This window comes from Nakamurella flavida, assembly GCF_030811475.1.
Lineage (GTDB): Bacteria > Actinomycetota > Actinomycetes > Mycobacteriales > Nakamurellaceae > Nakamurella > Nakamurella flavida.
In genome coordinates, this window is record NZ_JAUSQV010000001.1 from 2781190 (window position 1) to 2806104 (window position 24915).

The 24915-nt window shown below is 72.3% G+C and carries 19 protein-coding genes; 14 read left to right on the forward strand and 5 right to left on the reverse strand.

What is annotated here, in order from left to right; translation table 11 throughout:
- Positions 1-3: 3 nt before the first annotated feature.
- Genes J2S58_RS12325 through J2S58_RS12340 form a run of 4 tightly spaced genes read right to left on the reverse strand, consistent with a single transcriptional unit; the run spans position 4 to position 4728 of the window.
- Positions 4-1530, reverse strand: a complete 1527-nt coding sequence (locus tag J2S58_RS12325; protein WP_205256832.1) for a sugar ABC transporter ATP-binding protein — start codon at positions 1528-1530, stop codon at positions 4-6.
- Positions 1527-2489 carry an ABC transporter permease gene (locus J2S58_RS12330; protein WP_205256831.1) on the reverse strand — a complete coding sequence of 321 codons (963 nt, stop codon included), beginning with the start codon at positions 2487-2489 and terminating at the stop codon, positions 1527-1529. The genes J2S58_RS12325 and J2S58_RS12330 overlap by 4 nt, the downstream gene beginning before the upstream one ends.
- Positions 2486-3538, reverse strand: a complete 1053-nt coding sequence (locus J2S58_RS12335) for an ABC transporter permease (protein WP_205256830.1) — start codon at positions 3536-3538, stop codon at positions 2486-2488. Before J2S58_RS12335 ends, J2S58_RS12330 begins: the two co-directional genes overlap by 4 nt.
- 2 nt (positions 3539-3540) lie before the next feature.
- On the reverse strand, positions 3541-4728 hold the full coding sequence (locus J2S58_RS12340) for a substrate-binding domain-containing protein (protein WP_205256829.1): 1188 nt from the start codon (positions 4726-4728) through the stop codon (positions 3541-3543).
- Positions 4729-5004: 276 nt separating this feature from the next.
- Between J2S58_RS12340 and J2S58_RS12345 the strand changes: the two genes are divergently transcribed.
- The 14 genes from J2S58_RS12345 to J2S58_RS12410 all read left to right on the forward strand — a co-directional run bounded on the left by J2S58_RS12345 (position 5005) and on the right by J2S58_RS12410 (position 21890).
- Positions 5005-5772 (forward strand): SDR family oxidoreductase, encoded by a 768-nt coding sequence (locus J2S58_RS12345; protein ID WP_205256828.1) that lies wholly within the window; start codon positions 5005-5007, stop codon positions 5770-5772.
- A 103-nt stretch (positions 5773-5875) separates the two neighbouring features.
- Positions 5876-6739, forward strand: a complete 864-nt coding sequence (locus J2S58_RS12350; RefSeq protein WP_205256827.1) for an FAD binding domain-containing protein — start codon at positions 5876-5878, stop codon at positions 6737-6739.
- On the forward strand, positions 6736-7317 hold the full coding sequence (locus J2S58_RS12355; protein ID WP_205256826.1) for a (2Fe-2S)-binding protein: 582 nt from the start codon (positions 6736-6738) through the stop codon (positions 7315-7317). The genes J2S58_RS12350 and J2S58_RS12355 overlap by 4 nt, the downstream gene beginning before the upstream one ends.
- Positions 7317-9758 carry an aerobic carbon-monoxide dehydrogenase large subunit gene (gene cutA, locus J2S58_RS12360; protein ID WP_205256825.1) on the forward strand — a complete coding sequence of 814 codons (2442 nt, stop codon included), beginning with the start codon at positions 7317-7319 and terminating at the stop codon, positions 9756-9758. The genes J2S58_RS12355 and cutA overlap by 1 nt, the downstream gene beginning before the upstream one ends.
- Positions 9755-10480, forward strand: a complete 726-nt coding sequence (locus J2S58_RS12365) for an SRPBCC family protein (protein WP_205256824.1) — start codon at positions 9755-9757, stop codon at positions 10478-10480. Before cutA ends, J2S58_RS12365 begins: the two co-directional genes overlap by 4 nt.
- 589 nt (positions 10481-11069) lie before the next feature.
- A complete protein-coding gene (locus J2S58_RS12370) occupies positions 11070-12269 on the forward strand; it encodes a sugar ABC transporter substrate-binding protein (protein ID WP_205256823.1) in 1200 nt (399 codons plus the stop codon).
- Positions 12270-12413: 144 nt separating this feature from the next.
- A complete protein-coding gene (locus J2S58_RS12375; RefSeq protein ID WP_205256822.1) occupies positions 12414-13199 on the forward strand; it encodes an ATP-binding cassette domain-containing protein in 786 nt (261 codons plus the stop codon).
- Positions 13196-14494, forward strand: coding sequence for a sugar ABC transporter permease (locus J2S58_RS12380; RefSeq protein ID WP_205256821.1), 1299 nt, complete (start codon positions 13196-13198; stop codon positions 14492-14494). The genes J2S58_RS12375 and J2S58_RS12380 overlap by 4 nt, the downstream gene beginning before the upstream one ends.
- A gap of 199 nt (positions 14495-14693) precedes the next feature.
- Complete coding sequence (locus J2S58_RS12385) at positions 14694-15947, forward strand: ROK family transcriptional regulator (RefSeq protein WP_205256820.1); 1254 nt, start codon at positions 14694-14696, stop codon at positions 15945-15947.
- A gap of 275 nt (positions 15948-16222) precedes the next feature.
- Positions 16223-17419 carry an NADPH-dependent FMN reductase gene (ssuE, locus tag J2S58_RS12390; protein ID WP_205256819.1) on the forward strand — a complete coding sequence of 399 codons (1197 nt, stop codon included), beginning with the start codon at positions 16223-16225 and terminating at the stop codon, positions 17417-17419.
- Positions 17416-19368 carry an FAD/NAD(P)-binding protein gene (locus J2S58_RS12395; protein ID WP_205256818.1) on the forward strand — a complete coding sequence of 651 codons (1953 nt, stop codon included), beginning with the start codon at positions 17416-17418 and terminating at the stop codon, positions 19366-19368. The genes ssuE and J2S58_RS12395 overlap by 4 nt, the downstream gene beginning before the upstream one ends.
- Before the next feature lie 22 nt (positions 19369-19390).
- Positions 19391-20515 (forward strand): LLM class flavin-dependent oxidoreductase, encoded by a 1125-nt coding sequence (locus J2S58_RS12400; RefSeq protein WP_205256817.1) that lies wholly within the window; start codon positions 19391-19393, stop codon positions 20513-20515.
- A gap of 29 nt (positions 20516-20544) precedes the next feature.
- Positions 20545-21363: a DUF1684 domain-containing protein gene (locus J2S58_RS12405; RefSeq protein WP_205256816.1), complete on the forward strand. Its 819-nt coding sequence runs from the start codon at positions 20545-20547 to the stop codon at positions 21361-21363.
- Positions 21360-21890: an NADPH-dependent FMN reductase gene (locus J2S58_RS12410; protein WP_205256815.1), complete on the forward strand. Its 531-nt coding sequence runs from the start codon at positions 21360-21362 to the stop codon at positions 21888-21890. The genes J2S58_RS12405 and J2S58_RS12410 overlap by 4 nt, the downstream gene beginning before the upstream one ends.
- Here the strand turns inward: J2S58_RS12410 and J2S58_RS12415 are convergent.
- Complete coding sequence (locus J2S58_RS12415; protein ID WP_205256814.1) at positions 21848-24886, reverse strand: DUF11 domain-containing protein; 3039 nt, start codon at positions 24884-24886, stop codon at positions 21848-21850. The two genes, J2S58_RS12410 and J2S58_RS12415, sit on opposite strands and share 43 nt — an antisense overlap.
- Positions 24887-24915 lie beyond the last annotated feature (29 nt).

A 24915-nucleotide genomic window follows, 5' to 3' on the forward strand; every position in this document is an offset into this window, starting at 1 on the left:
GGGTCAGGCCGAGGCAGCGCTCGAGGCTCCCGAGCGGTCGTGCCGGACGATGAGACCCATGACCTGCTGGCTCATGTCGTCGTAGGCGCCGGTGTTCGGCAGGTCCGCGCACAGATCACCGGAGGCCATGACGAGCACCCGGTCGGACAGCTGGACGATCTCGCGCATGTCGCTGGAGATGAGCAGGATCGCCTTGCCCTCCGCCGCCATCCGCCACAGCAGGTGGTGGATCTCGTCCTTGGCGCCCACGTCGATGCCGACCGTGGGTTCGTCGACGATCAGGATGTCGACGTCGGCCGCGATCCACTTGGCCAGACTGACCTTCTGCTGGTTGCCGCCACTGAGGTCCGAGACGGGCTGGCCCGACGACCGCATCTTGACGTTCATGGTCTCCAGCGGGGGCTGGACGGCCGGGCGGGTGCGGCCGCTGGAGATGAAGCCACCCGGTGCGGCCAGGGCGCCCCAGATGGCGATACCCGCGTTGCGGGCGATGCTCTCGCTGAGGATGAGTCCCTCGCCCTTGCGGTCCTCGCTGACGTAGGCCATCCGGTGCCGGGCCAGGGCCTGTCCCGGGGTGCGGATGCGGGTGGCCTGCCCGTCCACCGACACCTGCCCGCCCAGGACGGGGTCCAGCCCGACGATGCTGCGGGCCAGCTCGGTCCGGCCGGCGCCGACGAGCCCGTACAGGCCGACGATCTCACCGCGACGCACCGTCAGGTCGACGTCGCGGTGACCGAACGCGGTGCTCACCCCGCGCAGTTCCAGGGCCACCTCGCCATGCGGGGGCCGAGACGGGAACTCGGTCTGCACGAACTCGCGACCCACCATGGCCTCGATGAGCCCGTCGTGGCCGACCTCGGCGAGGGGGGCGCCCTCGATGACGTCCCGGCCGTCCCGGATCACGGTGATGCGGTCGCCGATCTCGAAGACCTCGTCGAGCTTGTGGCTGACGAACAGCAGGGCGGTCCCGTTCTCCCGCAGGGTGCGGACCAGCTCGAAGAGCCGGGCGACCTCGTCCTTGCCGATGGACGCGGTCGGCTCGTCGAGCAGCAGGATCCTGCTCTCCCGGGCCAGGGCGCGGGCGACCTCGAGGAGCTGGCCCTGTCCGGGGCTCAGGCGCCCGGCCGGCTGGCGGAGGTCGACGTGCAGACCGACCAGGTCGAGCCAGTACTCGGCGTCCGCGGTCAGCTTGCGGCGGTCGACCAGGCCGAACCGGTGCGGGAGCCGGTTGAGGAAGACGTTCTCGGCCACGGACAGGTCCGGCGCCAGGTTGCGCTCCTGGTGCACCACGCTGATGCCGCGTTCCACGGCGTCCAGCGGACCGGTGAAGCGCACCGGCTCACCGTCCAGGGTGATGGTCCCGGAGGTGGGTTGGTGCACCCCGCTCATGATCTTGATCAGGGTGCTCTTGCCGGCCCCGTTCTCGCCCAGCAGGGCGTGCACCTGGCCGGGCAGCAGCTCGATGTCGACGTCGACCAGGGCCGGGATCCCGTTGAACGTCTTCTCGATCCCGGACAGCTTCAGACTCATGTCGCCCCTTGCAGTCGTGGACGTCGGCGGACGATCCGGCTGAGGTTGCCCAGCAGGATCGCGACCAGGATGAGCAGGCCCTGGGCCAGGACGATGCCGTAGGGGCTGACGGACAGCAGCACCAGCGCGTTGTCGATGATGGCCAGGACCAGGGCGGCGACCAGGGCACCGCCCACCGACAGCACGCCGCCGGCCAACGCCGTGCCCCCGATGATCGGCACGGCGAAGGAGATCAGGACCCAGTCGGTGCCCAGATCCGGCGGGGCGGAACCGATCCGCCCGATGGTGAGCAGGGCGGCGATCGCGGCGAGCACACCGGACAGCACGTGGGCGAGGACGACCTGGCGGCTGTTGTCGATGCCGACCAGGAGGGCCGCCTCCGGGTTGCCGCCGGCGGTCAGCATGGCCCGGCCCGGCCGGGTGCTGCGGTAGAGGACGAACAGGGCGGCGGCGACCGCGGCGGTCACCAGGCCGATCAGCGGGAAGAACCAGATCCGGCCCTGCCCGAACGCCGTCCAGGAGCGGGGGATCCCGGCGAACGCGGCCGACTTGGTCGCCCCGATGGCCAGACCGGTCAGCAGGGCGCCGGTGGCCAGGGTGACGATGAAGCCGTTGAGCTTGGTCCGGGTGATGAGCAGCCCGTTGGCGAGTCCGGCCACGGCGCCGCCCACGAGGGCGATGATCGCGGCCGGGACGACCGGCATGCCCTGATCGGCCACCAACCAGCCGAACAGCACACCGCTGACCGCACCGATCCCGCCGACGGCCAGGCTGATGTCGCGGACGACCAGCACCACCATGGCGGCGAACCCGATGACCGCGTAGGTGGCGGCCCCCTGCAGGATGACGAAGATGTTGTAGCTGGTGAGGAACTGGTCGACCCGGAAGGACAGCACGATGCTGCCCAGCAGGGTCACCGCGAGCAGGGGCAGCCACGGCAGGTCCGCTGCGCGTCTCATCGGGGCCCTCCGGGAACGGATCGGCGCGGGCGCCGGACGAGCGAGGTCTGGCCGAGCACGAGAGCCAGCAGCAGGACGGCGGCCTGGAGCAGGGTCAGCCAGTAGGTGGGCACGTTGAGCACGGCGAAACCGGAGAAGATGCTGGCGTAGAACAGACCGCCGACGAGGATGCCCCAGACCGAGATGGTGCCGCCGGTCAGCAGGACCCCGGCCAGCAGCGGGCCGACGAAGGACAGCAGCAGCCAGTCGCCCCCGGTGGTGGGGGCCGCGTCGGCCAGCTGGGCGCACACCAGGACGGCGGCGACCGCGGACAGCAGACCGGAGATGACGTACCCCAGCACGACGGCCCGGCGCACGTTGATCCCCGATGCCGCTGCGGCGCGCTCGTTGGCACCGACGGCCTGGGCGCGCCAGCCGGCGACGGTGCGGAAGTAGAACACCCACAGCACCGCGCACACGGCCACCGCCACCACGAGCATGGGCGACAACCAGGAGAAGCCGATCTGGTCGGTGCCCAGCGACAGCAGCTCCGGGATCGTGATCGGGTAGTGCGCGGCCTGGGTGATGAGCAGGACACCGCCCTGGTACACCGAGAGGAAGGCCAGGGTGACCACGAAACTGTTGAGCCTGGAATAGATCTCGACGACCGCCATCAGTGCCCCGGTGACCGCGCCGACCACCAGCGCGATGACCACGATCCACAGCAGGGGGATACCGCTGTTGTTGTCCAGGACGCCGATGGTGGCCGAGACGACGACGCCGACACCGCCGACGGCCAGGTTGATCCGGCCGAGCACCAGCAGGGCGGCCTGGGCCAGCCCGACCAGGGCACTGACGGCCACGGCCTGGCCGAGCGCGTAGAGCGTGAAGTCGGACAGGAACCCCTGCCCCAGCAGGCTGAACACGACGCCGGCCAGCACGGTGAGGGCGAGGAGCGTGAGGATCCGGGTGGCCCCGGCCGCGCCCCGCAGGGACGCGCGCCGGGAGGCCGGGTCGACGGCGTCCGCCGTGCCGGACGCCGTGACCACGGCGTTGTCGGTGTCGGCCATGCTCAGGGGCAGTTCAGGAACTGGGGGATGGTGTCCTGGACCTTCTTGGTCTCCTCCGGCAGCCCGTAGTTCTTGCCGACGAAGTCCGCGACGTTGCTGCTGTCCACGAAGGTGAATCCGGTGGCCAGGAGCTTGTCGGTCAGGCTGGTCTTGGTCCAGGGCCCGCTGTCGTTGACGGTGCAGCCCTGGGTGATCATCTGGTTCAGCATGTCCGCCGAGATGATGCCCTGGCCCAGCGGGTCCTGGAACATCGAGCCGTAGATCGCGCCGGACTGGATGGCGTCCATGACCTGCGGCGAGTTGTCGGCCGCGGCGAAGACGATGCGCTGGTACTGCGGGTTGTTCTGCCAGATCTCGGCCCCGGCGACGGACGGGTAGTAGGAGGTGGAGACGATGCCGTCGATCTGGTCGGCCTTGCCGGCCAGCAGGCTCTGGATGGCCGGGGTGGCCGCGGACGGGCTGTCGATGCCCGCCACGACCTGCAGCAGCGTGACGGCGCCGTTGGTCTCGCCGATGGCGGTGTTGATGCCGTCCTCGCGCTGGATGGTGTTGGGGTCGGTCGGCTCACCGGCCAGGAACACCAGATTGCCCTTGCCGCCCATCTTCTCGATGACCAGCTTGGCCTGCTCGTAGGCCGCCTTCTCCACGTCGGTGGCCACGCAGAACAGTGCTGCGGTGGGCTGCTTGGAGCACCCGGTGATGTCGACGATCTTCGTGCCGCTGTCGGCGATGCGCTGGTAGGTGGGTCGGATGGCCTCGGCACCGTCCGGGAACACCGCGAGACCGTTGTACCCCTGGGAGACCAGGCCGTTCAGAGTGGTGATCTGGACGGCGGTCTCGAAGGTCTGGGTGGGCGGCACGACGTAGTCCACCGTCGGGATGCCGAACTCGGACTTGGCCGTCGTCGCACTCTCGCCCCACGGGTCGAAGAACACGTTCGGGCCGCCGGCGACCAGGGCCAGCTTGGCCGGGCCGCCCGCGGTGCCGGCCGCCGACGATGCCGCACCCCCGGAGGAGGCGCCGGTGGCTCCACCGCCGGTGGCCGCAGGGGTACGAGAGCTGCAGGCGGACAACGTGATCGCCACCGCGGCCGAGACGGCGACCGTCCTCACCGCGAGGTTCCGGCGACGGGCGCGTGGGCCGGTCACCCCCGCCGAGGGGGTCGGCGACAGTCGGGCGGCATGGGTCATGACAGTTCTCCCTTGAACCTGTCCGGGTCGCTGACCCGTGAGACAATGAATAAATATGCGGATCGCGACTGGCGAGTCAACACAGTGAATGGTCATTCGGCGGGAATGTCAACACCGTGTGCGGAAGATGGGGAACAGGAACACTTCTCCCCGGTGACGGGTTCCCCTCGCCCGGGTGGAGCCATTACTGTCCGGTGCCACGGCGGCCCGGTGCGGGTCGGTCCCCCTGCGGCGCGCCGTCCATTCCACCCAGTCCTGATTCCGGGAGAGCCGACGATGACCGCACCTGTGTTCGACCTGACCGGCAGGGTTGCCGTGGTGACGGGAGCCAGCAGCGGCATCGGCGAGGCCATCGCCGTCGGTCTCGCCGCGATGGGGGTCAAGGTGGGATGCGTTGCCCGACAGAGTGATCGGCTGACTGCGGTGGTCGCCGGGATCCTCGAGCGGGGCGGCTCCGCCGTGGCCGCGCCGGCCACCGTCGTCGACCGGCAGGCCGTGGTCGGGGCGGTCGACCACATCGCCGCGGAGCTGGGACCGATCACCCTCGCCGTCAACTCGGCCGGCATCGCCGATGCCCATCCGGCCGAGAGCATGCCGGTCGAGCAGTTCACCAGGCTCTACGACACCAACGTGACCGGGGTGTTCCTGTCCTGCCAGGCCGAGGCGCGGCACATGATTGCCAACGGTGGCGGATCCATCGTGAACATCGCCTCCATGTCGGGGTCCATCGCCAACCGGGGGTTGTTCCAGGCCCACTACAACAGCGCGAAGGCCGCGGTCATCCACATGGGCCGCAGCCTGGCCTGGGAGTGGGCCGACCGGGGCGTCCGGGTCAACACCATCAGCCCCGGCTACACCAACACCCCGATGGCCCGCCGCCCCGAGCAGGTGGACCTCATGGCCGGATACGCGCGGGACACCCCGCTCGGCCGCAACGCCGAACCCGAGGAGATCGTCGGGCCGGCCGTCTTCCTGCTCGGCGATGCCGCCGCCTTCGTCACCGGGGTGGACCTGTTGGTCGACGGGGGTCACACCATCTGGTGAGCTCTCCCCGGTCGACGCCGGTTTCGGCAGGTGAGGTTGCGGCTCGGGACACGACACCACGATCAGGCCCCCGAACCGGCTCTCCGTGGGGCAGGATCCAGTGATGAAGCCCGCCCCGTTCCGCTGGCACGGCCCCACCTCGGTGGCGCAGGCCGTCGCGCTGCTGGCCGAGCACGGGTCGGCGGCGAAGGTGCTGGCCGGCGGGCAGTCGCTGGTCCCGGTGATGGCCATGCGCCTGGTCAGCCCGGCCCACCTCGTCGACATCAACGGCATCGCGGGTCTGGATGGCATCACCCACGACGGTCGCGGCACGCGGATCGGGGCACTGGCCCGGCACACCCGGGTGCTGGCCGATGCCGATCTCGCCAGGAACCAACCGCTGGTCGCCCAGGGGCTGTCCCACGTCGCGCACGCCACCATCCGCAACCGCGGCACCACCCTCGGGTCGATCGTGCACGCCGATCCGGCGGGGGAGATGACGGCTGTACTGGCCCTGACCGGCGGCACCGTCACCGCGGTGTCGGCCACCGGCACGCGCGAGATCGCCGCCGCCGACTTCTTCCTCGGTCCGCTGGAATCGGCGCTGCGGCCCGACGAGCTCGCCGTCCAGGCCACCTTCCCGGACCTGCCCACCGGCGCGGGGACGGCGTTCGTCGAGGTCTCCCGGCGCAGCGGCGACTACGCCCTCTGCGGGGTCGGGGCCGTGGTGCAGGCCGACCCCGACCGGCCCGACGGCCCACCCCGGGTGCGCTGCGCCTATCTGTCGGTGGCCGACATCCCGGTGGTGCTCGACCTGACCGGCGCCTGGGCGTCCGGTGAGGCCGACGTCGTCGCGCAGGTGCACGCCACGTTGGACCCGCCCGCCGATCTGCACGCGTCCTCGGCCTACCGCCGCCAGCTGGCCGGCGTGCTCACCGTCCGGGTGATCCGGCAGGCCCGCGCGAGCATGGCGGCGGTGGCAGCATGAGCGACGCCGGGGAGACCCCCGAGCAGGTCCTCGCCGTGGGAGTGGTGGTCAACGGGCACCACCGGTCGGCCACCGTGCCCGCCCGCCGCACCCTGAGCGACTTCCTGCGGCACGACCTCGGCCTCACCGGCACACACGTCGGGTGCGAGCACGGGGTGTGCGGGGCCTGCACCGTCCTGCTCGACGGCGACCCGGTGCGGTCCTGCCTGATCTTCGCCGTCTCGGTGCAGGGTGCCGCGATCACCACCGTCGAAGGGCTCGGCCAGATCGACGAGAGCGGCGACCCGGCCTCGCTCGCCCCGGTGCAGCGGGCCTTCCGCGACTGCCATGCCCTGCAGTGCGGCTTCTGCACCCCCGGCTTCCTCACCACCATCAGCGCCGGCCTGCGCGAGAACCCGTCCCCGACGGTCGAGCAGGCGCGGGAGATGATCGGCGGCAACCTGTGTCGCTGCACCGGCTACCAGAACATCGTGGCCGCCGTGCTGCGGGCGGCCGAGCTCACCGCGGACCCCGACGCACCGCTCGACCCCCACCCCGAGCCCGATACCGACACCGACGCGGCCGGGGGGCGGCACTGATGGCGGGCCGCTACGTCGGCCGATCCGTCCTGCGCACCGAGGACGTCGCCCTCACCACCGGCCACGGCCGGTACACCGACGACATCGGCGCCGGCGGGGCCACCCCGGCCCTGGAGGCGGCGTTCGTCCGATCCCCGCACGCGCACGCTCGCATCCTGGACATCGACGTCACCGACGCCCTCGACGTCCCCGGGGTCGTCGCCGTCTGGACCCACGAGGACCTGCCCGGCCCGGCGGCCCTGCCCCTGCCGGTGCTCATCCCGCACCCGGCGCTGCACGCCCCCCGGACCGGGTACGCGCTCGCCCCGCACACGGTGCACCACGTCGGTGAGGCCGTGGTGATGGTGGTGGCCGAGAACCGTTATCTGGCCGAGGATGCCGCCGCCCGCATCCGCGTCGAGTACGAGATCCTGCCGGTCGTGGTGGGCATCCCCGCCGCCCGGGCCGCAATCGCCGCGGTGCACCAGGACGTCCCGGACAACATCGCCGCGCACCTGGTGCAGGAGGTCGGGGACGTCGACCGGGCCATGGCCGCCGCGCCGCGGGTGCTCGAGCTGGAGCTGGCCATCGAGCGGTCGTGCTCGATGCCGCTGGAGGGCAAGGCGGTGCACGCCCGCTGGGACGCCGACGACGAGAGTCTGCGGATGTACTCGTCGACCCAGACGTCGACCTCGGTACGCGCCGCGGTCGCGGCCAAGCTGGAGCTGCCGCTGTCCAAGGTCGAGGTGATCGCGCCCGATGTCGGCGGCGGCTTCGGGGTGAAGATCATGCACCCGTGGCCCGAGGAGATCCTGGTGCCGCTGGCCGCGCGCCGCCTGGGCCGGGCCGTCAAGTGGACCGAGGACCGGCGCGAGCACTTCATCTCCTCGGCCCACGAGCGCGGCCAGGAACACCGTGTCCGGGTCGGTTTCGACCACACCGGACGCGTTCTCGCGTTGAACGTGCGGTTCTGGCACGACAACGGCGCGTTCACGCCGTACGGCATCATCTGCCCGATCGTCACCTCCACCCAGCTGCTGGGGCCGTACAAGCCGGGCGCCTACCGGGTGGAGTTCACGAGTCTCTACACCAACACGGTGATCGTCACGCCCTACCGCGGCGCCGGTCGGCCGCAGGGTGTGTTCGTCATGGAGCGGACGCTGGACCGGATCGCCGCGGAGCTCGGTCTGGACCGGACGGCGGTGCGGCGGGCCAACTTCATCCAGCCCGACGAGTTCCCGTACGACCAGGGGCTCACGTTCCAGGACGGCCGGCCGCTGATCTACGACTCCGGCAACTACCCGGCACAGCTCGACCAGTTGTGCGAGCTCGTCGGCTGGGACGACTTCCCGCGTCTGCGCGCCGAGGCCGTGGCGCAGGGCCGCATGATCGGCATCGGACTCGGCTGCTACGTCGAGGGCACCGGGCCCGGGCCCTACGAGGGTGCCCACGTGACGGTGCAGACCGACGGCACCGTCGAGGTGTCGGTGGGCCTGACCTCGCAGGGGCAGGGGCACCGGACCGTCTTCGCGCAGATCGCCGCGGACGAGCTCGGCGTGCCCATCGACCGGGTGCGGGTCACCGGTGGGGACACCCGACGCTTCGGACATGCGGTGGGCACCTTCGCCTCCCGGGCCGCGGTGATGTCCGGCAGCGCGGTGGTCCTGGCCGCCCGCGCAGCGAAGGCCAAGGCGCTGACCGTGGCGGCGGACGCCCTGGAGTGCGCCCTGGAGGATCTCGACGTGGTCGACGGTCTGGTGGTGATGGCCGGGAATCCCGCGGTCTCCATGCCGCTGGGGTCGGTCGCGGTGCTGTCCAACCCGCTGCGCTACGCCTTCGACGAGGCCGCCAAGGCCGCCACCCAGTTCGCCCGGCCGGCCGATCCCGACGTCCCGCCGGTGCCGGAGGGCACGCAGCCCGGCCTCGAGGGCAAGGAGTACTACTCCCCGCCCCGCTCGACCTTCGCCTCCGGGATGCATGCGGCCGTGGTCGAGATCGACCGGGACACCAGCGAGATCACGATCCTGCGGTACTGCGTCGTGCACGACTGCGGGACGCTGATCAATCCGATGATCGTCGCCGGACAGGTGCACGGTGGGGTGGCCCAGGGGATCGGCGGGGCGCTCTACGAGACGCTGGCCTACGACGAGCACGGACAGTTGCAGAATGCGTCGCTGATGGATTTCCTCATGCCGTACGTGTCGGAGATCCCCGTCCTCGAGCTGGGCCACACCACCACTCCGTCGCCGCTGAATCCGTTGGGCATCAAGGGCGCCGGGGAGGCCGGGGTCATTCCCGTCCCCGCCGTGCTCGCGTCGGCGGTCGAGGACGCCGTCGGGTTCCCCATCACGGCCATGCCGCTCAACCCGAGCCTGTTGTTCGACCTCCGCACCCGGCATGCCCGGGCCGGGGCCACCGCTGCGCACGGCGTCGCCCGTTCCGACGAGGGAGTCACCCGATGAAGGTCGCCGGATCCGCCGTCCTGCACGCCACCCCGGAACGGGTCTGGGACGCCCTGCTCGACCCGGCGGTGCTGAACCGGGTCATCCCCGGCTGCCAGGATCTGATGTCCCTGGGGGAGAACCACTTCGGGATGACGGTGACGCTGGGCGTGGCGTCCATCAGGGGTTCCTACTCCGGCGAGGTCCGGTTGACCGATCTGGTCGCCCCCACCGCGCTGGTGCTGCACGCGGTCGGTGCCGGCGGGCCCGGCACCATCGACACCACGGTGCAGGTCGGACTGGCCGACGGCGGCGACGGGACGACCACCCTGACCTACGACGCGGACGCCGTGGTCGGCGGGATGGTCGGCGGAGTCGGCCAACGGGTCCTGGTCAGCGTGGCCCGCCGGACCGCGGGCCTGTTCTTCGTCGCGATCGACGGAGTGCTCGCCGCCGACCGTGAGCTCGTGACCGCCGCCGCCGTCGCTGAACCGGCGGCCATCGCCGAGTCGGCCGCCGCCGTCGCCTCCGGGGCTCCGGTCTCCACCGCCGCGCCGGTCACCGCATCCGCCCCGGATCCACGGCCGGTCCCGACGACCCGTCCGGGGGACCCCGCGCCGGCACCGCTCCGGTCCCCCGAGCTGCTCCCGCTCGCCGGGGCCGCCCTGCTCGGCGCCGTCACGACTGCGCTCGGGGTGCTCATCGGTGCCCGGATCGGTCGCCGGAGCCGCTCACCCCATTGAGCGACAGGTCACCCACAGAGACACACAGACTTCGTTCGGCCACCATGACTAAATCGTGATGTGACCTCCTTGACATGGTGCTTTAGCGCTCATAGTTTGTGTGACCACTGACCTGATCGACGCAGACGGCCGGCATGACGCCCCTGCAGAAGCGGTCCGTCGCAGCTGTGCCGCTCGTCCCGCCCCACCGTCATCCCCGTGCCGCCGCTCCCCGCGGACATCGGCCCGTGGTCCGTTCAGAAGGATCTGCATGTCATCGTCGACACGCTCGTCCGGTGTGCGCTCCATCCGCACCGGCCCGCCCACCGCTCTGCCGTCCGGTCGCGTCCCCGCCTCCTGACTCCCGCCTGCTGATCCCGTGTCCTGATCACGGGTCCGCCACGCCGCCTCTTCCTGTCCGGGTCCGTCCCGTCCCCGCCCGACGATCGCCGACGCCTCGGCGTCGTCCGGATCGTGCGTCGGGTTCGTGCCGCCGGCCCGTCTTCCGCTCCGCCCCCGCGTTCCCCTCGCAGAGTCGCCCGGCCGTGGGCGGCGTTGCCGCACCTCCCGCCCCGGTCGCTCGCCCGGGGTGTCCGATGAAAGGAACTCCATGCGTCTCAAGACTTCTGCCGCGTTCTGCGTGCTGGCCGGCGGCTCGCTGCTGCTGGCCGCCTGCGGGGGCAGCACCGGCACCGCCGCCTCGAGCGCCGTGTCCTCCGCGACCTCGGCCGCCTCGTCGGCGGTCTCGTCGGCCTCGTCCGGGATGTCCTCGGCGATGTCCTCGGGTTCGTCGTCGGCATCTTCCTCGGCGGCGTCCTCCGCACCCGCCGCCGGTGGCACCATGTCCGGCAAGATCGGCGTGATCCTGCCGGACACCAAGTCCTCCGTCCGCTGGGAGACCGCGGACCGCCCGGCCCTGGAGACCGCGTTCAAGGCCGCCGGCGTGGAGTACGACATCCAGAACGCCAACGGCGACAAGGCCCAGATGCAGACCATCGCCGACCAGATGATCACCAGCGGCGTCACCGTGCTGGCCATCGTCAACCTGGACAACGAGTCCGGTGCGGCCATCGAGAAGAAGGCCGCCCAGCAGGGTGTCAAGACGATCGACTACGACCGGCTGACCCTCGGTGGCGTGGCCGACTACTACGTCTCGTACAACAACACCAAGGTCGGCGAGCTGCAGGGCCAGGGTCTGGCCGACTGCCTGGGTGAGGGCGACAAGAACATCGTCTTCCTCGACGGGTCGCCCTCGGACTCCAACGCCACCGACTTCGCCGCCGGTGCGCACAACGTCCTGGACAAGATCACCAGCTACAAGCAGGTCGCCGAGCAGGCCGTGCCGGACTGGGACAACCAGCAGGCCGCCACCATCTTCGAGCAGATCTTCACCCAGCAGGGTGGCGCCGTCGACGGCGTCCTGGCCGCCAACGACGGCCTGGGCAACGCGGTCATCTCCATCCTCAAGAAGAACGGTGTCACCCTGCCCGTCACGGGCCAGGACGCCACCGTGCAGGGCCTGCAGAACATCCTCGACGGCACCCAGTGCATGACCGTCTACAAGGACGCCAAGCAGGAGGCCGACGCCTTGTCCAAGCTGGCCATCGCGCTGGCCTCCGGCCAGGAGGGCAGCGCCACCGGCACCGTCACCGACGCCACCGGCGGTCGTGACGTCCCGGCCGTGCTGCTGGATCCCAAGGCCATCACCAAGGAGAACGTCAAGGACGTCATCGACGGCGGCGCCGTGTCCGCCGCCGAGCTGTGCACCGGCGACTACGCCGCCAAGTGCACCGAGGCCGGCATCAGCTGACCCTGGGCTTCCGCCCCGTGTGAACGACCCTCCCGATGGCGACGAGCAGCACGCTCGTCGCCATCGGGCGGTCCGCCCCGTGTCACCCCCGCCGCGCGGCTCCACCCGTTCGGCACCGACTCTCCCGAAGAGGATCCCGCCCGCATGACCCAGACCCAGACGCCGGTGCTCCAGCTCACCGGGGTGAACAAGAGCTTCGGCGCCGTGCAGGTCCTGCACGACGTCGACCTGAAGATCTACCCCGGGCAGGTGACCGCGCTCGTCGGCGACAACGGCGCCGGGAAGTCCACCCTGGTCAAGTGTGTCGCCGGTATCCACGGCATCGACAGCGGTGAGTACCTCTTCGAGGGCAAGCCCGTGTCGGTCGGCAGTCCCCGCGACGCCGCCGCGCTGGGCATCGAGATCGTCTACCAGGACCTCGCGCTGTGCGACAACCTCGACATCGTCCAGAACATGTTCCTGGGCCGCGAGCCCAAGGCCGGTCTGGTCCTCGACGAGGCGCAGATGGAGATCAAGGCCCGGGAGACCCTGGCCTCCCTGTCGGTCCGCACCATCTCCTCGGTCCGCCAGCTGGTCTCCAGCCTCTCCGGCGGGCAGCGGCAGACCGTGGCCATCGCCAAGTCCGTGCTGTGGAACTCCAAGGTCGTCCTGCTCGACGAGCCCACCGCCGCCCTGGGTGTCGCCCAGACCCGCCAGGTCCTGGACCTGGTCCGCCGACTGGCCGACAACGGCCTCGGCGTCCTGCTCATCAGCCACAACATGAACGACGTGCTCGAGGTGAGCGACCGCATCACGCCGCTGTACCTGGGCCGGGTGGCCGCCGACGTCGCCGCCAAGGACGTCACGAACCGCGAGATCGTCGAACTGATCACCACCGGCCGTTCCGGCAACCACGGACTGGCCCCCGCCGTTGCGCAGGAGTCCGCATGAGCACCCCCACCACCACCCCGCCGCCGTCCGGCAAGGGCCGCACCGATGTCGAGGCACGGGCCGGGTTCGCCGCCGACGCCAAGGGCCCGGTCTCGCTGGGCGCCTACGTCCAGGGCTACCGCGACAAGGTCCGCTCCGGTGACGTCGGGTCGCTGCCGGCCATCCTCGGCCTGCTCGCCCTCATCATCGTGTTCACCATCGCCCGGCCGAGCACTTTCCCGACCGCGCTGAACTTCGCCAACCTGATCACCCAGGCCGGGTCGATCTGCGTGCTGGCCATGGGCATCGGCTTCGTGCTGCTGCTCGGCCACATCGACCTGTCCGCCGGTGTCATCGGCGGCGTCGGCGCCGGCTCCATGGGCATGCTCATCCTCAAGGAGGGCTTCCCCTGGTACGTGGCCGTGCTGGCCGCGCTGCTCATCGGCGTGATCATGGGTCTGATCACCGGTTGGCTGGTCTCCACCATCGGTATCCCGAGCTTCGTGGTGACGCTGGCGTTCTTCCTGGCCTGGCAGGGCGTGCTGCTGTGGATCATCGGCACCGGTGGCACCGTCCCGATCAACGAGCCGGTGATCGTCGGCATCGCCAACAACAACGTCCCGGTGGTCGTCGGCTGGGTGCTGGTGGTGCTCTCCATCGCCGCGTACGCCGGGGTCAGCCTGGCGGTCTGGCAGCGCCGTCGGTCCCGCAACCTGGTCAGCCCGCCGCTCGCGGTCATCGTGCTGCGCATCGCGTTCATCGCCGCCCTGCTCATCGCCGCCACCGCCGTGCTGAGCGTCAACCGGGCCCGGGTGGCCACCATCCAGCTCGAGGGCATCCCGTGGGTCGCCCCGCTGGTCGCCGTCCTGCTGATCATCTGGACGTTCGTGCAGAACCGCACCGCCTTCGGTCGGTACGTCTACGCGGTCGGCGGGAATGCCGAGGCGGCCCGCCGCGCCGGCATCCGGGTCGGCCGGATCACCGTGTGGTGCTTCGTCATCAGCTCGGGCATGGCCGTGATCTCCGGCATCATCGCCGCCTCCCGGCTGAACTCGGTCACCCCCGACGCCGGCGCCGGCAACACCCTGCTGTACGCGGTGGCCGCAGCCGTCATCGGTGGCACGTCGCTGTTCGGCGGCAAGGGCAAGGCCCGCGACGCGATCATCGGTGGTCTGGTCATCGCCGTCATCAACAACGGTCTGGGCCTGCTCGGCTTCGAGGCCAAGGTCAACTACCTGGTCACCGGCCTGGTGCTGCTCGTCGCCGCGAGCGTCGACGCCATCAGCCGCCGCCGCCGGTCCAGCGCCGGCCGCTGATCCTCCGCAAGGGGTGAGGGACGGGCCGCCCACGCGGCCCGTCCTTCCGGGCGGCGCAATCCTGCGCCCGGCGCCACCGGGTGGACGGCTCCGTGGTGAACGTTCACCCGGAGGGTCGCGGACCTGGACCCGCCGGCTGTCATGATCGACTTCGGGTGCGACGGCCGGGCATCCGACACAGCAGGAGAGGGGCGTCGGGATGGCATCACCACTGGCGCACCCGGTGCACCTGCGCACCGCCCCGGCCCGCGCCGACCAGGCGACCGTGCGCCGTCTCAACCTCTCCCTGCTCATCGGCACCCTGGCCGGGGGCGGGCCGCGGTCGCGGGCCCGGCTGGCCGAGGACACCGGCCTGACCAAGGCCACGGTGTCCAGCCTGGTCGCCGAGCTGACCGAACTCGGCCTGGTCACCGAGGGCGACGCCGGGGAGCCGCACCGCGGCCTGGGGCGCCCCGGGAGGGTCCTCCACCTCAACGCCGACGCGCTGCGGTGCGTCGGCGTGGAGGTCAACATCGACTTCCTGGCCGCCGTCGTGCTGGACCTGGCCGGCCGCGTGCTGGCCCGCCGCCGCATCGGCCTGTCCGTGGTCGAGCTCGGCCCCGCCCGCACCATGGGCCGGGTGGCCGAGCTGGTCCGTGAGCTCGTGGACGGGTTGGGGGCCGATCCGACGCAGGTGCACAGTGTGGTCGTGTCGTTGCCCGGCCTGGTCGAGGTGTCCGCCGGCATGCTCGCCTTCGCCCCCAACCTGTCCTGGCGGGACGTGGACATCGCCCACACGTTGAGCGGCCGGCTCGGTTGGCCCGACGTGCGGGTCGCCGTCGACAACGACGCCAATCTCGGTGCCATCGCGGAGTACGCGGCCGGGGGCGAGGCCGGCTCCCCCCACCTGGTCTACCTCGCCGGTGAGGCCGGTGTCGGGGCCGGCATCATCGAGGCCGGCCAGATCCTCCGCGGTGCCTCGGGTTTCGCGGGCGAGGTCGGCCACATCCCGGTCGGCCCGGCCGCCGCCCAGTGCGGATGCGGCCGGCGGGGCTGCTGGGAGACCGGGGTGGGGCTGGCCGCGTTGCTGGCCGCGTTCCCGATCGACGACGAGGTGCGCGACCCGACCGTCGACCTGACCGCCCGCCTGGAGGAGGTCGCCCGCCGCGCCGACCGCGGTGACCCCCGGGCGGAGACGGCGCTGGCCGACCAGGGTCGCTGGCTCGGTATCGGCTGTGCCCTGCTGGCCAATGTGCTCGACCCGGAGGTCATCGTCCTGGGCGGTCACTACCCGCCGCTGCGGCGGCACCTCGAGGGCTCGATGCGCGCCGAGATGACCGCCCGCACCCTGGCCGGATCCTGCCGGGTGGAGTTCTCCCGCCTCGGCTTCGACGCCGCCTCGCTCGGCGCCGCCCACGCCGGGATCCGCGCCCTCCTCGACGATCCGACGCAGGCACGCCCGGGCGCGGCCTGAGCCGTCGCCCGTCGCCGACCCGGCCGCAGTGCTCGAGCCGCACATCTGGTCGGCCGACCCCGACAGCGCCGAGCACGCGATCTCGGCGGTCGTGTGATGTCCGGCCCGATCACCCACCGGGGGAAGACCGACGAGAGGTCCGGCGTTCCACCCCGTACGAAGGATTTACCGGCGCCGACCCCGGTCGAGGCCCGCAGCACAGGCACCATCGAGAGCTGGACCCACGGGACGACAGCGCCGCCGCCCGCACCCCCTTCCGTGCACCAGGGAGCGACATGACCGACACCGGCCCGACCACCGGCCTGACCGTGCTGAGCATCTCGGCCAGCCCGTCGGCCAGCTCGAGCACCCATGCCCTGCTGACCCACGTGAACCGGCGGATCACCGGCGCCGGGCACCGGGTGCACACGCTGCAGCTGCGCGACCTGCCGGCCCAGGCCCTGGTGCACGCCGACCTCGCCGACCCCCGGATCGTCGAGGCACTCGCCGCGGTGGCCGCCGCCGACGCGCTCGTCGTGGCCACCCCCGTCTACCAGGGGTCGTACTCCGGTCTGCTGAAGATCTTCCTGGACCTGTTGCCGCAGCGGGCGCTGCGCGGCAAGGCCGTCCTCCCGCTGGCCACCGGCGGTTCCCCGGCCCACGTGCTGGCCGTGGACTACGCCCTGCGTCCGTTGCTGTCCGCGCTGGGCGCCGCCCACGTCGGTCAGGGCTGGTTCGTCCCGTCGGGACACGTCCGCAGCTACCCCGACGGCGGTCTGCTGCTCGACCCGGCCTCGGCGGGCCCGGTCGCCCAGGTCACCGACGAGTTCCTGGCCCATCTCGCCGGTCGGGCCGACGGCCCGGAGCCGGTGGTCGCCCCGCGGGCGCCGGTCCGGGTGGACCCGCGGGCCGGTGCGGCCGACCTCGAGGTGCTGCGGGTGACCGCGGATGATCCGCGCGCCCGCCCGCTGCTCACCGACCTGGTCGTCGAGTACGGCACGCGGTACGGGCGTCCGTCGGCGAACACCCAGTTGACCGAGGTGCCGATCAGCGACTTCGTCCCGCCGCACGGCACGTTCCTGCTGCTGCAGGAGAACGGCGAGATCGTCGCGGGTGGCGCCCTGCGTCGGTACGACGAGCGCACCGCGGAGGTCAAACGGGTGTGGACCGCGGCCCGGCACCGCCGCCGCGGACTCGCCGTGCGGGTGATGGCCGAGCTCGAGGTCGCCGCCGCGTCGCTGGGTTACGACCGCGTCCACCTGACCACCGGCCCGCGGCAGCCCGAGGCCCGGGCGCTGTACCTGGCGACGGGGTACACCCCCCGGTTCGACGTGGACGCCGACCCGGAGTCCATCGGCCCACTGGCGTTCGGGAAGGAACTGGTGCCCGGGGCCGGTCTGCCCGAGTGGCGTCAGCTCAGCTGGGCGGAGATCGAGGCGGCCCACCGGCGGCACGCCGACCCGGCCCGCGAGCCGGTGGGCGCCACTCGATGACGGCGACCGACAGCCCCACGGTGGTCTTCGTCGGCGGCGGACCCCGCACGGTCTCCCTGCTCGACCGGCTGGGTGCCAACGCCCCCGAGCTGCTGGGTGACCGTCCGGTCGACGTGCACGTGGTCGACCCCTATCCGGTCGGCGGCGGCCGCATCTGGCGGGCCGACCAGTCGCCGCTGCTGTGGATGAACTCCCGCACCCGCGACGTCACCATGTTCACCGACGACTCGGTGCGCTGCCGCGGGCCGATCACCCCCGGGCCGTCCCTGGACGGCTGGCTGCGCGGCCCCGGCCGTGCGGTGCTCGCCGCCGCCGGCCTTCCCGACGCGGCGGACAGCTACGGACCCGACGACTTCGCCCCCCGCAAGGTGCAGGCGCAGTACCTGGCGTGGGTGTGGGAGCGGGCGGTGGCCGCGTTGCCGGCCGGCGTCCGCCTGACCACCCACGCCGCGCGGGCGGTCTCCCTGGTCGACCTGCCCGACGGCCGGCAGCGGCTGCACCTGTCCGACGGCGATGTGCTCGACGCCGATGTCGTCGTGCTCGCCCAGGGCTACCTGGACCGCACGCTGACCGCGGACGAGCGGTCCCTGGCCGATGCCGCGGTCGAGCACGGGCTGACCTACGTGCCGCCCGGATACACCGCCGACCTCGACCTGAGCGGCCTGCGCGCCGGCCAGGACGTGATCGTCCGCGGGTTCGGGCTGGCCTTCATCGACCTGATGGTGCTGACCATGGAGCAGCGCGGCGGACGGTTCGTCGAGCGGGACGGTGTGCTGAGCTACCGGCCGAGCGGCGCGGAACCGGTGCTGCACGTGGGTTCCCGTCGCGGTGTGCCCTACCACGCCAAGCTCGGCTACGCGGTGAACACGGGCGGCCCGGTGGCCCCCCGGTACTTCACCCCCGGCGCCCTGGCCGACCTGGCCGGACCGGCCGGCACCCTGGACTTCCGGGAGCAGGTCTGGCCGCTGATCGTCCGCGAGCTCACCGACGCCCACTATCGACGGCTGTTCGCCGCCCACCCCGAGCGCACCCGCGGCTCGTTCGCCGATCTCGAACCGATCATCGCGACGATGGGACCGGACGCCGCCGAGCTGGCCGCGGTCGTCGAGACCGCCGTTCCCGACCCGGTCGACCGGTTCGTCGTCCCGGCGCTGGACCGCCCGCTGGCCGGGCACTCGTTCACCGGCCCGGACACGTTGACCGATGCCCTGGTCGGGCACATCACCGAGGACCTGCGCCGCAGCGCCGATCCGGCGCACTCCGCCGACGGGGCCGTCTTCGACGCGCTGCTCACCGTGTACGGGGTGCTGCTGGGCGCGGTCGCCGCCGGGCGGATCAGCCCGGTCGACCGGGTCCGGTACACCGAGGGGCAGTTCCACGGGTTCTTCTCGTTCGTGGCCAGCGGTCCGCCGCCGCGGCGGCTCGCCGAACTGCTGGCCGTCCATCGTGCCGGTCTGGTGCGCTTCCTCGGGCCGGATCTGCAGGTGTCGGTCGATGCCGCCGGGGACCGGGACGACCCCGCGTTCGTGGCCACCTCGCCGGCCGTCCCCGGTCTGCGCCTGCGGGCCGCCGCGATGATCGACGCCCGGCTGCCCCGTCCCGACGTGCGGGAGGCCACCGACCCGTTGATCCGCGGTCTGCTGGCCGACGGGGAACTGGCCGCCGAGGACCTCCGGGACGCCGACGGCCGATCGCTCGGCGGCGGCCAGCTCCGGGCCGACGTCCGGGCCCGGGCGGTCCGCGCGGACCGCACCCTGCACGAGCGCCGCTTCCTGCTGGGGCCCTCGGTGTCCGGGTCGGCCGGCGCCGCCGGCTTCGCGCGCCCGAACTTCAACGCCCCCGGCTTCCGCCAGAACGACCAGGTCGCCCGGGACATCCTGGGCCTGCTGACCGCCACCGGTATCGACCGGTCCGCACCGTCCCTCGCGGCCTCCGCCGCCCACGCCTGAACCGCTCGTCTGGAGACCTGTCATGCCCGTGGAATTCCTCGGAATCGCCGGTACCAACGCCGCCAGTGAGGTGACGCCGCGCCCCGGCGGCAGCCTGGACCTGGACTACACCCGTCGCCTGGCCCGGGCGCACGAGGACAACGGCTGGGACCGCATCCTGTTCGCCTACCACTCGGGATCACCGGACCCGGCGCAGGTCGCCGCGTACATCGCCGGGCAGACCGAACGGATCAACCTGGTCCTCGCCCAGCGCCCGAACGTCTCGGCCCCGACGTACGCGGCGAAGACGTTCGCGACCCTGGACCACGTCTCGGCCGGCCGCTTCGAGGTGCACGTGATCACCGGCGGGTCGACCGCCGACCAGGCCGCCGAGGGCGACTTCCTGGACAAGGACAGCCGGTACGCCCGGACCCGTGAGTACCTGCAGATCATCAAGCAGGCCTGGACCTCGCACGAACGGTTCGACTACGACGGCGAGCACTACCAGCTGAAGGATTTCGTGGCCGATATCTTTCCGGTGCAGCAGCCGCGCCCGCGGATCTCGTTCGGCGGGTCCTCCCCGGCCGCGTACGCGGTGGGGGCCGCCGAGTCCGACATCTTCGCGCTGTGGGGGGAGCCCCTGGCCGGCACCCGCGAGCAGATCGCCACCATCGACGCCGCGGCCGCCGCCGCCGGGAAGGAGCGGCCGATCCTGCAGGTCGCGTTCCGGCCGATCATCGCCCCCACCGAGGAGTTGGCCTGGGCCAAGGCGGAACGGGTGCTGACCCGCATCGAGGCGGTCAAGGCCTCGGCGGCGACCAGCGGCGTCCCGGCCCGGCTGCGTCCCGCCGTCCCCGAGAACACCGGCTCGCAGCGGCTTCTCGCCGCGGCCGCGGCCGGAGAGCGGCATGACCGCGCACTGTGGACCGCCCCCACCGGGGCGACCGGCGGCGGCGGGAACTCCACCGCCCTGGTCGGCACTCCGGAGACGGTGGCCGCCGCCCTGCTCGACTACTACGGTCTGGGGGTGCGGATCCTGTCCGCCCGCGGGTACGACATCCTCGACGACGCGATCGATTTCGGCCGCTACGTGATCCCGCTCGTGCGTGACGAGGTGGCCAGTCGCGACCGCGAGCTGCTGGACGCCCGCGAGCCCGCGCACGTCTGATCTGCCTGCTCCTGAGAAAGGTTCCCCCCGTGACCGCTGTGACTCCGGCACCGACCCGCACGACCGATCTGCAGTCCGCCTGGGACGCCTGGCACCGGGGGCGGGAGGAGGCCCTGGCCGTCCCGCACGGCTGGCTGTCGCTCACCGGGTTCCACTGGCTGCCGGAGACGGCGGGGGAGCTGGACGGCCTGCCCGGCGTCTGGCGCGCCGACGCCGCCGGTGCCGAACTGACCGGCGGTGACGGCCTCGTGGTCGCGGCCGACGGCCGGCCGGTGGAGGGCACGCTCACCGCCCAGCTCGCCGAGGACGGCTCGCTGATGTGGGTGCGGGACGGCGAGCGGGTCGTCGAGCTCGTCCTGCGCGGCGGCCGGTACGCCGTCCGGGTCCGGGATCCGAAAGCACCGACGCTGCAGGGTTTCCGGGGAATCCCGGCCTTCCCGGTGGATCCGGCCTGGGTGCTGACCGGCACGTACGCCGCCTATCCGGCGCCGGTGCCCACCGAGGTCGACACCGCGCGAGCCGGTCTGCGGCAGCGGGTGCCCGCGGTGGGCGAGGTGACGGTCGAGATCGCCGGCACGTCCCACACGCTGGTCGCCACCGGCTCGGCGGGATCGCCGTCGATCGCCTTCCACGACGCGACCAACGGGGACACCACCGCCCCGTGGCGGGTCGTCCCGGTCGTGCCGGCACCCGGCGGCCGCGCCGGCGAGGTGGTGCTGGACTTCAACCGCGCGGTGAACCAGCCGTTCTCGTTCAGTCCGTTCGGCACCTGCCCGGCCCCGATCGCCGGCAACACCCTGCCCGTCGCCGTGACCGCCGGCGAACGGACCCCGGCGGCCGTGGCATGAGCGAGCCCCGGATCGTCGCCGTGGTCGGTAATCCCAAGGTCGGGTCGCGGACCCTCGGCGCCGCCACTGCGCTCGCTGACCAGCTCGCCGCCGTCCTCGACGTCCCGCCGGGGGACGTCGAGGTGGTGGACCTGGCCACCCTGGCCCCGGGTCTCCTGGCGCCCTGGTCGCTGTCGCCGGAGGCCGCGCAGGCGTCCGCGCACGCCCGGGCGGCGGAGCTGCTGATCATGGCCACCCCCACCTACAAGGCCTCGTTCACCGGCCTGCTCAAGCTGTTCCTCGACACCCTGCCCGCGGACGCGCTGAGCGGCACCGTCGTCGTCCCGCTGACCACCTCGGCCGGGCCGGCGCACCGGCACCTGGCCGATCTGCAGCTCCGGCCCGTGCTGGCCGAGCTGGGTGCCGTCGTCCCCACGCCGTCGGTGCTCGTCGCGGAGTCGGAGATCGACGCGGTCGGCGAGCTCGTCGCGACCTGGGTCGAGCGTCACCGCTCCGTGGTGTCGGCGACGATGGCCGCCCTGCGCTGACCGGGCCGGGGGCGATGTCGACCCCGCAGCAGCGGCACACCCACCAGCAGCAGCGCGCCGATCAGCAGCAGGCCCGCACCTGCCGCGACCCCGGAGAGCACCGGCACCCCCGTGGACGCCAGCGGCGCGCCCGCGATGTACGGCCGCCCGGACGCCGTCGAGTCGGGAACTCCCCGACCGGACCGATCGGTGAACCACGGCACGACGTCCGCCGGATTCGTCCCGGCCGGGTCGAAGACCGGGCCCGGTGCCGTGGTGGACGGGGCGGGTGTCGTGGTGCCGGGTGTGGTGGTGCCGGGCGTGCTGGTGACCGGTGTGCTCGTGTCCGGCGTGCTCGGGTCCGGTGTGGTGCTCGATTCATCGGCAGCGAAGGCGACGGTGACCAGGATGCGGACGTCGCTGTCCGGTCCCAGCGGGCGCAGGCCGTCGGTGGCGACCTGGGGCGGCCCGACGAGGACGTATCCGGCCGGCGGCTGGAACGCGTCGACCGAGACCGTGCAGTCCTCGCCGTCGTAGAAGAGCACCGGAGCTGAGCCCGCGGTCGACGCCCCGGCCGGAACGGTGGCCGACCAGGACACGGCACCTTGTGTGCCACAGATGATCTCACCGGACAGGGGCAGGTCGGTCGAGACACCACCGGCAGGCAGGCCGGTCAGCACGGGGGTGACGCCGATGCGCGACGCGGTGTTGGAGATCTGCAGGTTGACCGTGCTGACGTCGGATCCGGGGTTGATGTCGACGTAGGCGTCGGCCCCGGTGCCCGACACGGCCGAGGCCCGGGTGGCGAACGTGCCGGGTACCGGTCCGGCGGTGCCGGTCAGGGTGAAGGTCACCGAGTCCGCCGCCCCGATGACGGGGATGGTCGAGGACACCTCCCGGGTGACCGGGTTCCAGGTCAGCGGTCCGCAGGTCGACACCGCGGTGGCCGGGACGCAGGAGCCGCCGGAGTACACGAAGCCCACGGGGAGGACGTCGGTGAAGCGGACGGACCGGGCCGGCCCGGTGCCGGAGGCCGCGACCACCACGGTGGAGCGGACGGGGTCACCGGCCCGGACCGCGACGCGGCCAAGTGCGGAGTTCACCGAGACGTCCACGCAGGGTGCGGATCCGCTGGCGCCGACCGTGGAGCCGTTACCGGCGGCGGGGTCGACGACCCCGTCCGGTGCGGACACCTGGGCCGAGGTCGTCCACGCGATGCTCCGGCTGCAGGTACCGGTGGTCGTGGGGTCGACGGTCATCGTGATGACCACCCGACCGCCGGCCGGAAAGGTGGGAAGTGCAGTCTGCAGGGCCGGGTTGCTGCCGGCGCGGTCCGTGGTGACCGGGCAGACGGCGCCGCCGGCGGCCGTGCACGACAGGAAGCGCACCGCCCCGGTGAGGACGCGGCCCGTCCCGTCGGAGGTGGTGCCGGAGGAGAAGACCGACAGGAAGGCCCCGTCAGCGGCCTCGGGTCCGTCGTTGCCGACCGTCAGGGTGATCCGCAGAGGTTCACCGGGGGCGAAGGAGTCCGAGGCCTGACTCTGGCTGACGGTCAGATCGGCGACCGGGCAGGGAACGTCCGGGCCGACGGCGTCGGTGGACCTCTCGTTGTCGCCGGGCTTCGGATCACTGCGCCCGGCCGGGGGTGCGATGCGGCTGGTGGTGTGCCAGGTGATTGTTCCGCAGCCGGACGACGGGACGGGGTCGACGGTCAGGACGATCACGACACTGCCGCCGGCGGGGAACGACGGTACGGCGGTCTGGACGGCCAGTGCGGAGAACTCGGTGTCGGCCAGTTCCGGACAGACCGCGCCCCCGGATGCGGTGCAGGACCGGATGGTGACGGCCGCGGCCTGTTGCGCCGGGATGTCGCGGGTGGAGGTCCCGAATCCGCTGATGCTCAGCAGGGCGCCGTCAGCTGCCTCCGGCCCGTCGTTCCTGGCGGTGACGGTCAGCTCGAAAGGCTCTCCTGGAGCGAAGGTGCCGGCCGCCTGGACCTGCGTCACGCTCAGGTCGGCGGGCGCGCAGGCGGGAGGGAACCCGGTGGCGGTCAGGAACCGCTGGTCGGTGTCGGGATCGGTCGCTCCGGGTGGCCCGGTGATGCGGGCGGCGCTGCTCCACGAGACCGGTGGGGTGCACAGTCCGTCGAGCTGGGGCTCGACGGTGAGCACGACGACGATGCGGGACCCGGCGGGGAACGTGGGGATCGGCGCCATCACGGCGGCGCTGATCGACTCGCGATCCGCCAGATCGGGGCAGACGGCACCACCGGTGGCCGTGCAGGAGACGATGTGGGTCCGAGCGGTCAGTGGGGTCCCGCCTGAACCGGGGATCTCGCCGTAGCTGAAGAGCGCCAGCAGGGCGCCGTCGGCTGCTTCTGGTCCGTCGTTGACGGCACCGAGCGTGAGGCGCAGCGGCTCGCCGGGGGAGAACTCGCCGGAGGCCTGGGTCAGGTCCACCGAGAGGTCGGCCCCGGTGAGCAGGGCCGTGCTCACCGAGCTGGAGTCCGAGGCGGGGTCGGTGTCGACCAGCCCGGCCGGGGGGACGACGGTGGCGGACAGGGTGACCGAGCTGACCGGGGTGGCCGGGAATCGGCCGGTGACGGTCACGGTGATCTCGCCGAGGTGGGGCAGCGTCGGGACGGTCGCCGAGGCGCTCCCGCCGTCCTGGTCCACCGTGTCCGGGCACACCGCTCCGCCGGCGGCGGCGCAGGATGTCGCCACCTCCGTCGCCCCCTCGGGGAGGGCGATGGTAATCACGGCCCCGTCGGCGGACGGCAGGCTGTTGTTGCTCGCCACCACCCGGTAGGTGAAGGCGCCGCCCGGCACCCCGGAGGCCGGTCCGGCCACGGTGACCCGGAGATCCACGTCGGGCGCGGCGGCCGCGGCCGCGGCCGCAGCCGGGGGAGCAGCCGCCGCCGCCGCCACGGGTGGACCGATCAGGAGGCCGCTACCGCCGCCGACGATGAGCACCACCAGCAGGCACGCGAGGGTTCCGGACACAGGGCGACGGGGCATGACCCACCTCGGGACGGCGCGACGGAACG

Coding starts and splice junctions, on each gene's coding strand:
- J2S58_RS12325 (WP_205256832.1), bottom strand. CDS start 1,530: ATGAGTCTGAAGCTGTCCGGGATCGAGAAGACGTTCAACGGGATCCCG.
- J2S58_RS12345 (WP_205256828.1), top strand. CDS start 5,005: ATGACCGCACCTGTGTTCGACCTGACCGGCAGGGTTGCCGTGGTGACG.
- J2S58_RS12340 (WP_205256829.1), bottom strand. CDS start 4,728: ATGACCCATGCCGCCCGACTGTCGCCGACCCCCTCGGCGGGGGTGACC.
- J2S58_RS12335 (WP_205256830.1), bottom strand. CDS start 3,538: ATGGCCGACACCGACAACGCCGTGGTCACGGCGTCCGGCACGGCGGAC.
- J2S58_RS12415 (WP_205256814.1), bottom strand. CDS start 24,886: ATGCCCCGTCGCCCTGTGTCCGGAACCCTCGCGTGCCTGCTGGTGGTG.
- J2S58_RS12370 (WP_205256823.1), top strand. CDS start 11,070: ATGCGTCTCAAGACTTCTGCCGCGTTCTGCGTGCTGGCCGGCGGCTCG.
- J2S58_RS12365 (WP_205256824.1), top strand. CDS start 9,755: ATGAAGGTCGCCGGATCCGCCGTCCTGCACGCCACCCCGGAACGGGTC.
- J2S58_RS12395 (WP_205256818.1), top strand. CDS start 17,416: ATGACGGCGACCGACAGCCCCACGGTGGTCTTCGTCGGCGGCGGACCC.
- J2S58_RS12355 (WP_205256826.1), top strand. CDS start 6,736: ATGAGCGACGCCGGGGAGACCCCCGAGCAGGTCCTCGCCGTGGGAGTG.
- cutA (WP_205256825.1), top strand. CDS start 7,317: ATGGCGGGCCGCTACGTCGGCCGATCCGTCCTGCGCACCGAGGACGTC.
- J2S58_RS12410 (WP_205256815.1), top strand. CDS start 21,360: ATGAGCGAGCCCCGGATCGTCGCCGTGGTCGGTAATCCCAAGGTCGGG.
- J2S58_RS12400 (WP_205256817.1), top strand. CDS start 19,391: ATGCCCGTGGAATTCCTCGGAATCGCCGGTACCAACGCCGCCAGTGAG.
- J2S58_RS12385 (WP_205256820.1), top strand. CDS start 14,694: ATGGCATCACCACTGGCGCACCCGGTGCACCTGCGCACCGCCCCGGCC.
- J2S58_RS12350 (WP_205256827.1), top strand. CDS start 5,876: ATGAAGCCCGCCCCGTTCCGCTGGCACGGCCCCACCTCGGTGGCGCAG.
- J2S58_RS12380 (WP_205256821.1), top strand. CDS start 13,196: ATGAGCACCCCCACCACCACCCCGCCGCCGTCCGGCAAGGGCCGCACC.
- ssuE (WP_205256819.1), top strand. CDS start 16,223: ATGACCGACACCGGCCCGACCACCGGCCTGACCGTGCTGAGCATCTCG.
- J2S58_RS12375 (WP_205256822.1), top strand. CDS start 12,414: ATGACCCAGACCCAGACGCCGGTGCTCCAGCTCACCGGGGTGAACAAG.
- J2S58_RS12330 (WP_205256831.1), bottom strand. CDS start 2,489: ATGAGACGCGCAGCGGACCTGCCGTGGCTGCCCCTGCTCGCGGTGACC.